The sequence below is a fragment of the Fluviicola sp. genome (assembly GCF_039596395.1).
Classification (GTDB): Bacteria; Bacteroidota; Bacteroidia; order Flavobacteriales_D; family Crocinitomicaceae; genus Fluviicola.
This window is the reverse complement of record NZ_JBCNJT010000002.1, coordinates 353094-365829: the sequence shown is the minus strand read 5'-3', so window position 1 is coordinate 365829 and position 12736 is coordinate 353094. Positions and strand designations below refer to the sequence as shown.

10 protein-coding genes are annotated in these 12736 nt (G+C 44.3%); 5 read left to right on the top strand and 5 right to left on the bottom strand.

Translation table 11 applies throughout. From position 1 onward, the window contains the following. Nucleotides 1–34: 34 nt before the first annotated feature. The gene (locus tag ABDW02_RS10660) at nucleotides 35–1180 is read right to left on the bottom strand and encodes a 5-(carboxyamino)imidazole ribonucleotide synthase (protein ID WP_343634540.1); all 1146 of its coding nucleotides are present in this window, start codon (nucleotides 1178–1180) and stop codon (nucleotides 35–37) included. A gap of 182 nt (nucleotides 1181–1362) precedes the next feature. Between ABDW02_RS10660 and hpt the strand changes: the two genes are divergently transcribed. The 5 genes from hpt (at nucleotide 1363) to crcB (ending at nucleotide 4640) form a co-directional block, all read left to right on the top strand. Then, nucleotides 1363–1920, top strand: coding sequence for a hypoxanthine phosphoribosyltransferase (gene hpt, locus ABDW02_RS10655; RefSeq protein WP_343634539.1), 558 nt, complete (start codon nucleotides 1363–1365; stop codon nucleotides 1918–1920). A gap of 21 nt (nucleotides 1921–1941) precedes the next feature. Beyond that, nucleotides 1942–2514 carry an adenylate kinase gene (locus ABDW02_RS10650; RefSeq protein WP_343634538.1) on the top strand — a complete coding sequence of 191 codons (573 nt, stop codon included), beginning with the start codon at nucleotides 1942–1944 and terminating at the stop codon, nucleotides 2512–2514. A gap of 185 nt (nucleotides 2515–2699) precedes the next feature. Further along, the gene (gene obgE / locus ABDW02_RS10645) at nucleotides 2700–3692 is read left to right on the top strand and encodes a GTPase ObgE (protein WP_343634537.1); all 993 of its coding nucleotides are present in this window, start codon (nucleotides 2700–2702) and stop codon (nucleotides 3690–3692) included. Next, nucleotides 3685–4275 carry a phosphatase PAP2 family protein gene (locus ABDW02_RS10640; protein ID WP_343634536.1) on the top strand — a complete coding sequence of 197 codons (591 nt, stop codon included), beginning with the start codon at nucleotides 3685–3687 and terminating at the stop codon, nucleotides 4273–4275. The genes obgE and ABDW02_RS10640 overlap by 8 nt, the downstream gene beginning before the upstream one ends. After that, on the top strand, nucleotides 4272–4640 hold the full coding sequence (gene crcB / locus ABDW02_RS10635; RefSeq protein WP_343634535.1) for a fluoride efflux transporter CrcB: 369 nt from the start codon (nucleotides 4272–4274) through the stop codon (nucleotides 4638–4640). Before ABDW02_RS10640 ends, crcB begins: the two co-directional genes overlap by 4 nt. Nucleotides 4641–4879: 239 nt before the next feature. Here the strand turns inward: crcB and ABDW02_RS10630 are convergent, their stop codons facing one another. The 4 genes from ABDW02_RS10630 to ABDW02_RS10615 are packed head-to-tail and all read right to left on the bottom strand — an operon-like array spanning nucleotide 4880 to nucleotide 12637. Beyond that, the gene (locus tag ABDW02_RS10630; protein WP_343634534.1) at nucleotides 4880–6820 is read right to left on the bottom strand and encodes a SpoIIE family protein phosphatase; all 1941 of its coding nucleotides are present in this window, start codon (nucleotides 6818–6820) and stop codon (nucleotides 4880–4882) included. Between the two features lie 46 nt (nucleotides 6821–6866). Next, on the bottom strand, nucleotides 6867–8189 hold the full coding sequence (locus ABDW02_RS10625; RefSeq protein ID WP_343634533.1) for a 1-acyl-sn-glycerol-3-phosphate acyltransferase: 1323 nt from the start codon (nucleotides 8187–8189) through the stop codon (nucleotides 6867–6869). Between the two features lie 47 nt (nucleotides 8190–8236). Continuing rightward, entirely contained in the window at nucleotides 8237–9286 is a 1050-nt protein-coding gene (locus ABDW02_RS10620) for a type IX secretion system membrane protein PorP/SprF (protein ID WP_343634532.1), read from the bottom strand. A 12-nt stretch (nucleotides 9287–9298) separates the two neighbouring features. After that, nucleotides 9299–12637 carry an HYR domain-containing protein gene (locus tag ABDW02_RS10615; RefSeq protein ID WP_343634531.1) on the bottom strand — a complete coding sequence of 1113 codons (3339 nt, stop codon included), beginning with the start codon at nucleotides 12635–12637 and terminating at the stop codon, nucleotides 9299–9301. Between the last annotated feature and the right edge of the window lie 99 nt (nucleotides 12638–12736).

The following is a 12736-nucleotide window of genomic DNA, read 5'->3' as shown; positions in this document are numbered from 1 at the left end:
GTTAAAGGTAGTAATTAAAGCGTAATAATTGAATTTAAGCTTTGATTTTTAATTCTTTAGCCACCATTCTTCCCCTTGTTTTGAGTTCATCCAGGTTTGGCCCGTAGATGGTTACATGTCCCATTTTGCGGAAAGGTTTGGTAGTTTGCTTTCCGTACAGGTGAACACTGACTCCTTCCAGGGAAATGACTTCTTCGAGGTTTTCGTATTTGGCAGTTCCTTCGTAGCCGGGCTCTCCCAGCAGGTTGATCATTACTCCGGGAGTAATCAGTTTGGTAGACCCCAACGGAGCATTTACGATACTTCTCAGGTGTTGTTCAAACTGGGAAGTATAACAGCATTCAATGGTATGGTGCCCGCTGTTGTGAGGACGAGGCGCGATTTCATTGATCAAAATCTCATTGTCAGCAGTCAGGAAAAGTTCTACGGCCAAAATACCGACCATTTGCAGCGAATCAATCACTTTCAGCGCAATTTCACGTGCTTTTCTCTCTACTTCTTCGGAAATTTCTGCAGGTGAAAACAGGAACTCAACCAGGTTTGCCACCGGACTGAATTCACATTCCACAGTGGGGTAAACCACGCTTTCTCCCGCTTCATTCCTGGAAACTATCACCGAAAGTTCTTTGGTGAAAGGCACCAGCTGTTCGATCACGTAAGGAGTGTCTTTCAACTGGTCGAAATCGGCAGCAGATTTCATCATTTGCACACCTTTTCCGTCGTATCCGCCTTTACGCCATTTCAGTACGTATGGGAACGGGATGTTTTGAGCAAGTAAGGCTTCTTTTCCGTCTACGAGGGTAAATTCCGCCGTCGGAAGACCGTGTTTCAGGTAGAACTCCTTTTGCAAGCCTTTGTCCTGTACAATTGCCAGTACGTCTGGCTGCGGGAATACTTTTACTCCGCGGTTTTCCAATTCGCGCAATGCTTCCACATTCACGTGTTCGATCTCTACGGTTACCACGTCTTTGTCCTTCCCGAAATCCACCACTGTTTCGAAATCCAGCAAAGAACCATGCCGGAAAGAAGTTGCCAGGTGCCTGCACGGAGCATCTGCATCGGGGTCCAAACAATGTACATGAACATCATAATTCAAGGCTTCCTGTATAAACATGCGGCCCAATTGTCCGCCACCAAGCATTCCAACTTTATAAGAGTTTCCGTTCCATTGTTTTTTCATGCCACAAAAGTAAAAAAAAGGATTTAGTTGGCAGTTGAGGAAAGTATGGGTTTTGTCCTGTTTTTGTATGAAAAGGATGTACTGCAGATCGGATTTTAGAATCAGCCCGAAATTCACTGAATTTGTCTTTTCACGGGATTTCTTCGTGACTTAAGCCGTTAATTGGTGTAAAAATCGTAGTTTTGCACTTAAAATTAGACGACAAAGTGCTTCAACTCAACGATAAAACATTTGAGATTTTTATCCAAAAAGAAAAAATTCAGTCAGAGATTTCGGCTTTAGCTGCACGATTGGAACAGGATTACGCGGGAAAAGAGGTCGTATTTATTGCTGTTTTGAACGGAGCGTTTATGTTCGCTGCTGATCTGATGAAATATTTCCGGTCTTCCTGTGAAATTACCTTTGTAAAAGTAAGCAGCTACCAGGGAATGCATTCTTCCGGAAGAGTGGATGAGGTAATCGGCCTTACAACGTCGATCAAAGATAAACACGTCGTTATTTTGGAAGATATCGTAGACACCGGTATTACGATGGAGAAGTTATTTACCTTGTTATCGGTAGAAAAACCGGCAAGTTTGGAAATAGCAACTTTGTTATTCAAACCGGACGCATTTAAAGGAACACATACCCCAACATATATTGGTTTTTCCATTCCGAACAAATTTGTAGTAGGCTACGGCCTGGATTACAACGAGCAGGGAAGAAATACCGAACACATTTATCAACTGAAGGGAGAATAAATCCCATTAAAAGAAAAAAGTATGTTGAACATCGTACTATTTGGCCCTCCCGGAGCAGGGAAAGGGACACAGTCGGAAAGATTGATCGTCAGATATAACCTGGTGCATTTATCAACAGGTGATATCTTTCGCGCAAACATCAAAGGTGAAACCGAATTGGGCCTATTGGCAAAAAGTTACATGGATCAGGGAAATTTAGTACCGGATGAGGTGACAATTAATATGTTGAAAAGCGAAGTGTTGAAGCATGAAAATGCCAAAGGCTTTATTTTTGACGGATTTCCACGAACAAATGCACAGGCTCAGGCTTTGGATTCATTCCTTGGTTCTATCAATACCGAAATTACCATGATGGTTGGGTTGGAAGTAGCTGAAGAAGAATTGCGAGAGCGTTTGAAAAAACGTGCGGAAGTCAGCGGAAGACCGGATGATGCAAATCCGGAAGTAATCCAGAACCGTATCAATGTTTATAAGAATGAAACGGCGCCGGTGAAAGATTACTACGAAAAACAGGGAAAATACATTGCAGTAGACGGCATCGGAAGTATCGACGATATTTCAGAGAGATTGTACGCTGCAATAGACAATAATTAATTACGGAAAACAACCCGGACGTTAACCGCATTCGAACAGAGTGCGGTTTTCAAGTCTATAGGAGTTTTTCAAAACGGTTCAAACGTTTAAAAAGTTCCAAAGTTCGAATTTGATCCGCCGGTATTGCGAGATTATTGAACCTTTTGAACATTTCAACACTTGAACTTTTTCTAAAAGAAAAAAGTATGGCATCAGATAATTTCGTTGATTATGTAAAAATTCACTGTACTTCCGGGAACGGAGGTGGTGGTTCGGCGCATTTTCGTCGCGAAAAGTATATTCCGCAGGGAGGACCGGATGGTGGTGATGGAGGACGCGGCGGCCATATTATCCTGCGCGGGAACAGTCAATTGTGGACTTTACTTCATTTGAAGTATCAGAAACACTCCAAAGCCGGTCACGGGGAACATGGTTCTGGCCAATTGCAAAAAGGTGCACAGGGAGAAGATAAGTACATTGAAGTTCCGCTTGGAACCCTGGCAAAAGATGCGGAAACCGGAGAAACACTTTTCGAGATCACGGAAGACGGCGAGGAAAAGATCCTGGTACCGGGAGGTCGCGGAGGTTTAGGGAACGATCATTTTAAATCGTCGACCTACCAGACTCCGCGTTTTGCACAGCCCGGGGAACCTGGCCAGGAACGCTGGATGATCCTCGAAATGAAAATCCTGGCGGATGTCGGTTTGGTGGGGAAACCCAATGCCGGGAAAAGTACGCTGCTTTCTGTTTTATCTTCAGCGAAACCCGAAATTGCGGACTATCCGTTTACCACGCTCCGACCGAACCTGGGAATTGTCAAATACCGCGATTACCGTTCATTTGTAATGGCAGATATTCCGGGAATCATTGAAGGGGCACACGAAGGAAAAGGTTTGGGATTGCGCTTCCTGCGCCACATCGAACGGAATTCCTGTTTGTTGTTCATGGTTCCGGCAGATGCGGATGATATTCACGAAGAATACAAATTGCTGCTAAACGAATTGAAACAATACAATCCGGAATTGCTGCACAAAGAGCGCTTGCTGGCAATTACGAAATCCGATATGCTGGACGACGAATTGAAAGAAGCAATGAGCAAGGATTTGCCGAAAATACCTTATGTGTTCATTTCGTCTGTTGCACAGCAAGGCCTCACGGAATTAAAAGACTTGATCTGGAAGCATTTGACCCATGTTTGAATACCTGGAATCCATTGACAGAAGTATTGTTCTAACGATAAATGGTTGGAATACGCCGTTCTTGGATCAGTTTTTCTGGTATGTTACCAAAACAGCCACGTGGATTCCGTTTTACTTATTGCTCATTTATTTGATCTACCGGAACTATGGAACGCGAACCATGTTTGTGTTCCTGGCAATGGCCCTGTTAATGATAGCCATCGTAGATAGTTCCACGACTTTCTTTTTCAAGGACACGATCATGCGGTACCGCCCGTCCCATAATTTGCTGCTGGAAAAACACCTGCATTATTTCATGGAAGACGGACATACCTATTTGGGCGGAAAATACGGGTTCTTTTCTTCCCACGCCTCCAATAATGCTGCAGTAGCATTGTTGGGATGGTTCTTCCTGCGCAAGTTCTACCCGAACCTGAAATGGATCCTGATCTTTTGCGTTGCTTTGATCGGGCTTAGCCGGATTTACCTGACGATGCACTATTTATCGGATGTACTTTGCGGCGTTATTTGGGGAATTTTGTGGGCTTTCGTATTTTGGAAGTTGTATCAACGATTTTTTGGTACTAAAACAACGTCCGAATGAATGTATTTTATGTCTTTTTGGGAGGAGGAATCGGGTCCTTACTGCGTTTTGGGATCAGTCAGTTAATTCTTAAATTCCCGAAATCCGTTTTTCCGGTCGCAACACTCGCTTCCAATCTGCTGGCTTCTTTATTGGTAGGTATATTCCTGGTACTGATGATGAAAATGAAACCTGCGAATGCGGATTCCTTCCAGGCATTTTGGATTATCGGTGTTTGCGGCGGATTCAGTACATTTTCAACCTTTGCAAAAGAAAACCTGGAATTGATGGAAAGAGGGCAGTGGCTGATTGCGGTTTTGAATATCGTGATCTCGATCAGTTTCTGTATCGGAATGGTATATTTGGGCAGGAAATTAGTTGTTTAATGTTCAAATGTTCAAATGTTCAAATGTTCAAATGTTCAAATGTTCAAATGTTCAAATGTTCAAATGTTCAAATGTTCAAATGTTTTCATATGTTAAACAACCCTGAACTCTTTTGATCTCTTTGAACCTTCGAAACTCACAACGCTTATGCTGAAGCTCTTGCCTTTGTGTAGCCACTTCGGCAGAGCAAGGTCAGCGAAGGCACAGAGCGAAGAAGATTTAAACCTTTTGAACTTCCTCTAAAGTCCGATTCCAAATACACAGATATCATCCACCTGCTCCAGGTCCGATTTCCACTGGTTAAATGTATCTCTTAAAATCGAGTGCTGTTCGTTTTCCGGTTTTTTGCTGGTGTTCAAAAGCAATTCTTTCAGCTTGCTGTACTTGAATTTTTTCCCTTTCAATCCACCGAACTGGTCCGCATAACCATCTGTGAACAGGTACAACCAATCACCGGTTTGATGCGGTAATGCATGTGTTTGGAACATGTTGGTGCGTATCCCGTTTCCGACAGGCATTTTATCGTAAGGCAACTCGATGATTTCTTCGTTGCGGATAATTACCGGGCCATTATTGGCTCCCGCGTATTGAATCTCCCTGGTTTCGAGGTTCATGGACAGCAGTATTCCGTCCATTCCGTCGAAATGTTTTCCCTGGTCCAGGTTTTCGATCAGGCGTTTTCTAACGAAATCAAGAATCTGTCCTGGATCGGAAAGGTGTTTTTCCGTGATGGCTTCTTTGAGGAAATTGATATTGAGCAAACTCATAAAAGCTCCGGGAACACCATGGCCCGTGCAATCGCAAACTGCCAGGAAAAAATGTGTTTTGGTTTTGATTGCCCAGTAGAAATCGCCGGAAACAATGTCTTTGGGCTGGAAAAGTACAAAGTGCTTTTTGAGGTTCGACTCCAGTAAGGAATCGTTTGCCAAAAGTGTATATTGAATGCGTTTGGCGTAATTGATACTGCTGAGGATTTCCTGCTGTTTTTCTTCAATAATCGTATTTTTTAAAGCGAGCAGTTCGTTGGTTTTGTTTTTTCTGCGAATGGATTTCAACAGATAAATCCCGACTCCGACCAATAACAATCCTGCAAATCCGAAGGCCCAAATCATAAATTGTTTGCGATCCAGTTCACTTTCGTGCAATGCATTTGCCTGGCTCAGTAATTTGATCTCGGCATCTTTTTTCTCCGTTTTGTATTGTTCTTCCGTAGAAAGCAATTGCTGATTACTGGTTTCATTGAACACGCTGTCTTTGTATTGCAGGTGCATTTTCAGAGCATCCACCGATTCTTTATACTGGTGATTTTTAGCATAAGCTTCTGACAGGAGTTTGGAAAGATCGGAAATGTTGTGGTTTGCCTTATCGATCAGTACGAGGTCGAGAGCGGTTTTGTAGGCAGGAATGGCTTCTGCATATTTTTTTTCAACCATGAACTGATCGCCCACTTCCTGGTGGTACCCGGATTTGGCATAATTGTTTTCGCTCAGCAATACGTTCTTTTCGGATTCCCGGAGCATCTTTTTCGCCTTATCCATTTGGTGGAGCTTGCGGTAATTCGCTGCAATATTCACGCGAATAATGCCACTTGCCAGGTTGTTGTGAATGGCGTCGAATTGTGCCAGCGCTTTATAGTTCCATTTGTTCGAAGCTTCGTATTCCTTGATACTGCTGTAATAATTGCCCAATCCGGTAGCTCCGACGGCAATCGTCATTTGGTTGCCCAGTTTCACCCCGATATCGTAACAGTTCCGGAAACTTTCTTCCTGCTTTTTTTCATTTTTCAAAGCGAAATAAGTGTTTCCCATCAAACTGTAAGTTGTGCCCAGCAAATGCGTCAGAGGAATGCGTTTCAATCGCTTTTCGGCGATGATCTCGTATTTCAGGGCCTGGGAATACTTTCCGACATTATTGTACTGGCTTCCGATGAAAATAGCGATCTGGGCTACATGCCGGTGGTTTTTGGTGTCCGAAATAAAGCCGTAAAACTTTTCAGCTTTTAAAGCGGTGGAATCCGTTTCTGCGCCGTCCTTTTTAATTTTTTGCAAAAAAGCAGTGACAGTGGTGGTGTCTGAAGGATTTTTCCTGATACGGTCAAATAAATCCCTGTAACTGACAGTTTGTGCTAAACATACGCTGTTTAGCCCAAGTAGTAAGGAACTTAGTAGTAATCGTTTCAAGATGTTCATTTTCAGCGTGTGAAGTAAATTTAGTCTTTCTTACCGATTATGCAACCGGAATCAGCTTTTTGATACGCTCTTCCAGGTCTGCACGCTTCTCGATAAACTTGGAAAGATCCACACTTTTCATTTTGCGTTTGATTTGGATTTCTTTGAACTGCCGGGCATATTCATAGCTCAAACGCCACAATACCGGAATGATGAAATAGTATAGAACTCCAAGCGACCAGTGAGGTAAATACCATTTGGTAACTAAAATAATGATCGGGATATTGTAGATCGAACCGATGATCTTGGCCATCATCATTTTTACGGAACCCCAGAAAACCTTTCGTCTCATGATTTTTTCCGTCAGTTTTTTGGAAATGATGTAAGGAATAAATCCGTGAATGAATCCGGCGATTGCAAAAGGCCACATCAAAATCAGGTACAACCAGTTATTCAAGGTGCTTACCAACTCAGGGTGTTGTTTGGCAATCACAAAACGGTCCTGTACTTTCATGCGTTTTTCCAGGTTGAAATAAGCGTCCAGATCCTTCTGAAGAGCAAGGATTTCCGTGCTTTCATCCGTTACGTTCTCATTGATCCAGGTTGCCAGTTTTTTGGAATATTCCCAGCGTTTCACCAGTGGAATACGCGCATCGTGATTGGTGTGATTGTATCCTTTACGTGTAATCTGCATAATGCCTTCCAGCAAGGAATAACGAGCCGGTTTGGCAATATAGACAATACAGTCCTGCATGTCTTTTTCAACCCGCTTGGTCACCTCATTGATGACTTTATTGGGATTTTCAGCATAAGCTTCTTTGTAGTCGTTCAAGCAGATTTTCGGGCCATTGTCCAGGACAAACTCAGATCCGATCGTGTTTCTATCGGTATAACTCACGCCGATTCCGGCAATGTAGATTTTTTTGCTCCAGTTGATCGCATCCAGCGCCCCGAAAGCCATTCGTGCAGGCCCTTTTTTAACCGGTTTTAAACCTCTGATGGGCGTATCATCCGTAAAACCTTCACCGAAAATCAGGATATTGCGCCCCATTTTCAGGGATTGATTTACTTTTTTGAAAACATCGGTGTTTTTTCCTTTCATATCACCGCCGTCGTGCTGGCGATAAATCGGTAACATGTGTGCCGACCATAAAATCGGTTTCAGCCACCAAACGAATACATCCGACCGGGTCATAAAATGAACAATGGGATAATTCATCGCTCCGATCATGATCGGGTCCATGAAGGAATTCGGGTGATTACTCACATAAATCGTACTGCCGAAAAGTTTTTTGTGTTTACGTAAAACAATGAAATGCTTGTAGAAGAGTCTGAAAGAAATGTTTAATGAAACTTTGAGTAAGAAGTAAAACGGACGCATAGCAAGTGAACTTTTTTACAAAATTAACAATACTTGAAAATTAGCATTTATTCTTGCGGTTTTACTTCTTCGACAGGAGCAGGATCTACCTTTTCATCTTGCTTAAATTCTTTGTCCATGTTCCTTCTGTGCCCGAAAATAAAGCCCAGTCGAACTTCGTGCGAAGTATTCCCGAATTTCTCCGTAACGCCGTTCCCGAATTCAAAAGAGTACGAAACGTTGAACCGCGCCAGTAAATTGATCCCGAAACCAACTCCGATGGAAGATTGGCGGCGGTAAGAAAGGCTCACCCATCCCATGCGCATGTAGTGCAAACGCATTGCCACATCGTAGCTGATAGGAGCATTTTTTACGGATTTGAATTGAACGATCGGCTCTAAACCGTATTTGGAACCTAAATCAAAGCGATAACTTCCCAATACGAATAAATGCGGCTGGAAATGGCTTTCTGTAGTGACGTCACTCAAACGTGTCTTATTGTTGAAAAGCTGGCTTCCGCTCACACTCACTAACAAACGGTCGTTGTAAACAATCAGTCCGGCCTGCGCGTCCAGGTAATTTTGTGAAGCCGCAATTCCGATATAATTGGCGTAAGCCTTATCGTTTGCATTTCCAAGCGTTACTTTCGAATTGTCAATTCCGAAATTGGACCAGCCAATTCCCAAACCGATCCCGGCATTCAATTTTTGGGAAAGTGGAATATGCACCCCGATGTTTGCTTTTACATTGGTTCGGGTAAACGGACCGATAACGTCATTGATGAAAGTCAAACCGGCAACTTGCTTGTAAGCAACAGTCCGCTGCGGAGTGCTGTAAAAAGTTTGCCCGATTGACGAAAGTTCGCTCAACAACGCTTTTGATTTGCGCTTTTTAAAACGCACCATGCTTTGAATTCCCGCAAAAGTAGTCATGGGCCTTCCGTCGATTCCTGCATATTGCAGGCGGTTTCCGACCACTACTTCAGCCACGTTCATCAGTCCGCCTGCTGCCGGGTTGATCAAAAACGGGGAAGAAGCTGTTTGTGTAAACTGAATGTCCTGTTGTCCGAATACTAATCCTGCAACTGAAACAAATGCTGTAACTACGAATTTTTTCATGAGTAATAAGGATTAACGGATAATACTGATTGAACCTTTGATAACGCTGAAATCGTTGTTCGGAGAAGCGATTTCGTAGAAATAAGTTCCGAAAGGAAGATCGTCTCCTTTGAAAGTCCCGTCCCACGGTTCACTGTATCCAGTCGATTCGAAAACCCGGGCTCCCCAGCGGTTAATAATAGTGACTTTGCAATCCGGGTAAGTTTCATACAGGTTTGGAATGACGAACAAATCGTTGTCCCCGTCATGGTTCGGTGTAAACACAGTTGGAATATCAAAAGTAGCTTCCCCGCAATTGGTGAGTTGAATGCGAAGCGTATCCTGGGTAGCCCCGCAGAAATCGTGTGTGTGTCTGTAAAGAAGCACTAATTCTCCCGGAGCACCGCCTGTTAGTTGCGTATTCGGATTGTATTTATTGGTCAGGGAGCCTGTGCCTGAAAGGGTGATCCAATAAGTTGCCTGGTCGCTTCCCGGCTGATTTCCCTGCAGGTTGACCGGTAATTGATTCAGACAGAAAGAAGTGTCGGGTGTGAGTACTTGTGCCGTTATCGGTGCATAAATGATCGCGCTGTCTACTGTACTCGGACATCCGTTGGTGGAGATGGTCCAATACAAGGTATGGTATCCGTCCGGAATGGAAAGAATGGTTGCTACCGGAGCGTGGATGTTGTTGAAAGTAATGGTTGAATTGCTGGACCACGTTCCCTGTGCGCCTGCTCCCGGGGCATTTCCCTGGATAATGTAATTCGTAGTGGCACAAGCGTACATGGAATCCTGCAGGTTTGCCTGCGGAGGAGGCATGTTTACGACAATTCTGACCGTATCTCTTCTGGCACCGCAAGTCGGAGAAGTAACAACCCACTCGAAAGTATTCGATCCCAAAGAAAGGTTTTGAACAGTCGTTTGCAAAGCATTCGGATTGGAAATCGTTCCGCCCCCGGTCAGCATACTCCAGGAACCTGTTCCGGATTGAATTGCCTGCGCTTCAATCGTTGTCGTATAAGTATCACACAGGTAGATCAGGCTGTTCGGGATGAAAGCCGTATCCGGGTATTGAAGGACTTCAACCGTAAAGGAACAGTTGGAAGTATTTCCCGAAGAATCTTCGATCTGGTAAGTCTGAGTTGTTATACCTACCGGGAAAATATCGCCGGAAGAAAGCCCCGAAAGATCTGTTTGTGAAATCGTGAAATAACAGTTATCCGTTCCGACCGGGTTTCCATAATTCACCAAAGGGTTACAAGTTGAAATATTTCCCGGACAACTAATAACCGGAGACTGGTTCTCAATAATGCTGAAAGTAGTGTTACAGGAAGAACTGTTTCCGGCAAGATCGGTAACGGTAATAGTGATTGTGTGAGTTCCTGAAATGAGGTTTGTTCCCGGAGCAGGTTGCTGAGTTAAGGTATATCCGGTACAGTTATCGGTTACGGTTGCCAGCGAGGTCAAATTAGCCATCAAACCATAACAGTTCACCCCGTTGTTCAGCGTTTGTGCCGGCGGACAGGTAATCGTCGGGTTAACTGATTCGATCGGAATCGTTTGTGTGGTACATGTACCCACATTCCCGGAAGTATCGGTATAGGAAATCACAATTCCAACCGGATTGGTAACCACCATTCCCGGAGCAGGACTTTGTGAAAAAGTAAGCAGGTTGGATGGTGCGCAATTGTCAACGGCACTATGCGTTCCCGCCAAATTCGGTATAGTCATGGAGCAAGTTCCGGAAATAGCCAGACTCACACTGTTTTGACAAGTAACCACCGGTGCCAGAGTGTCAATCGCGGTAACAAAAATGGAACAGCTTCCGATGTTCCCGTTTAAATCAACGGCTGTCATTAAAACGGTAATGCTGTCGGAAAACAACAAGGTTGCCGGTTTGTCCTGGGCAAAAACCAATAAGTTACTTGCCGTACAATTATCAGTTGCTGAAACCAACGGAACCAAATTCCCAACCAGTGCCAGACACTGATTGTTTACCGGGACAGAAACCGTTGCCGGGCAATTGACTACAGGCAATGTTCCGTCCTGAACCGTTAAATTGAATTGACAAACGCTTGCATTCCCGTCCTGGTCAATGGCCTGGATAGTGATGCTGTTTACTCCGGTCGGTAAAGAGTTTCCAACAGCCGGACTTTGGTTCAAGAGGAAAACAGTCGAACAGTTATCCGTCACGGTCGCTTGTGACGTGAAGCTGGCCACATCGTACGTACAACCGTTGTTGGTAGAAACAGTTTGATTGGACGGACAAGTTATTTGGGGCGAAATCGTATCGAAGAAAACCACATGCGTAAAGCACGACCCCGTATTTCCTGCCAGATCCGTTACCGTTACAAATACGTTTTGCGTTGCTGTGATCGTTGTTCCGGCTGCCGGGCTTTGACTAAAAACCAGCGACGCTGCCGGTGTACAGGCTTCATTCACGGTAACGGAAGGTACGAGGTTCGGAACAATGGCATTACAGGAAGCGGTTGCGTAAACGCTGTCTAATGCGGGACAGGTCGGTTTCGGTTGCACGGTGTCTAATACGGTCAACAGGAAGTTACAGCTTGTGCTGTTCCCCGAAGGATCCAGTGCCTGAATCGTAATAGTTGTATTGGCACTAACCGTTGTTCCCGGTGCAGGATTCTGGATGGTTGAAACAACACCGCAGTTGTCGTTTACCGTGGCAAGCGCTCCGAAATCCACTAAAGTGAACTGGCACAGGAATTCGTCGGTATAGCCTGTTGCAGGTGAAGGACAGGTAATGGTTGGCGGTGTTACATCGCCGGATATTCCCTGTACCCGGAAATTATCGATAGCGGGAGCTTTGTTCCCGATAGTTGAATTGTTGTAAGTAAAGCGGAAACCGATTAAGAAAACAGTATTGTCAAAACTTCCCGGAAGTAACTGGTTAAATGCGGTATAAGCCGGATTTGCAACCAATTGTGTGGAAACGGGCGCCCAGGTTGCCCCGGCATCCGTACTTAGAACGACTTCCAGGTAATCCAACCCGCTTTCTCCGTCTATCTGTATCTCAGCCAGGATACGGATAGCGCTGTAGCAGGCAGCATTGATCTGGCGGTAAACAATCGCCGTTTCCGTTCCTGCGGAAGCGTTTGTATACCCGTAATGCGCAATACCTGTCGGTGTACAGTCATTGGTTGTTCCGCCGGAAGTAATGTACAACGCGGAAGTTCCCCCGTTATTGGTACACGAACCCTGTATCCAGTGATTTGGACCGGTAGTACTTACAGTGTTCCAGGAAAACGCTCCTTCAAAATTATCGGTAATAAAAGTCGTTTGGGCCAGTAGTAGTGAACTCCATTGCATGAAAATGGCGCACACAAAAATGGGTATTAGTCTTTTCATAATCTAAGTTGGACGAGGCCCAAAACTAAGAGAAAATTCAATAAAAACCGGGGAAAATCCTTCACATTAGACGAATAGTTTTCAACGATTGTCGAATAT

What these genes read in the sequence shown, in the direction of transcription:
- ABDW02_RS10615 (WP_343634531.1), bottom strand. Translation starts at nt 12,637, where the DNA reads ATGAAAAGACTAATACCCATTTTTGTGTGCGCCATTTTCATGCAATGG.
- obgE (WP_343634537.1), top strand. Translation starts at nt 2,700, where the DNA reads ATGGCATCAGATAATTTCGTTGATTATGTAAAAATTCACTGTACTTCC.
- ABDW02_RS10660 (WP_343634540.1), bottom strand. Translation starts at nt 1,180, where the DNA reads ATGAAAAAACAATGGAACGGAAACTCTTATAAAGTTGGAATGCTTGGT.
- ABDW02_RS10650 (WP_343634538.1), top strand. Translation starts at nt 1,942, where the DNA reads ATGTTGAACATCGTACTATTTGGCCCTCCCGGAGCAGGGAAAGGGACA.
- crcB (WP_343634535.1), top strand. Translation starts at nt 4,272, where the DNA reads ATGAATGTATTTTATGTCTTTTTGGGAGGAGGAATCGGGTCCTTACTG.
- ABDW02_RS10625 (WP_343634533.1), bottom strand. Translation starts at nt 8,189, where the DNA reads ATGCGTCCGTTTTACTTCTTACTCAAAGTTTCATTAAACATTTCTTTC.
- ABDW02_RS10640 (WP_343634536.1), top strand. Translation starts at nt 3,685, where the DNA reads ATGTTTGAATACCTGGAATCCATTGACAGAAGTATTGTTCTAACGATA.
- ABDW02_RS10620 (WP_343634532.1), bottom strand. Translation starts at nt 9,286, where the DNA reads ATGAAAAAATTCGTAGTTACAGCATTTGTTTCAGTTGCAGGATTAGTA.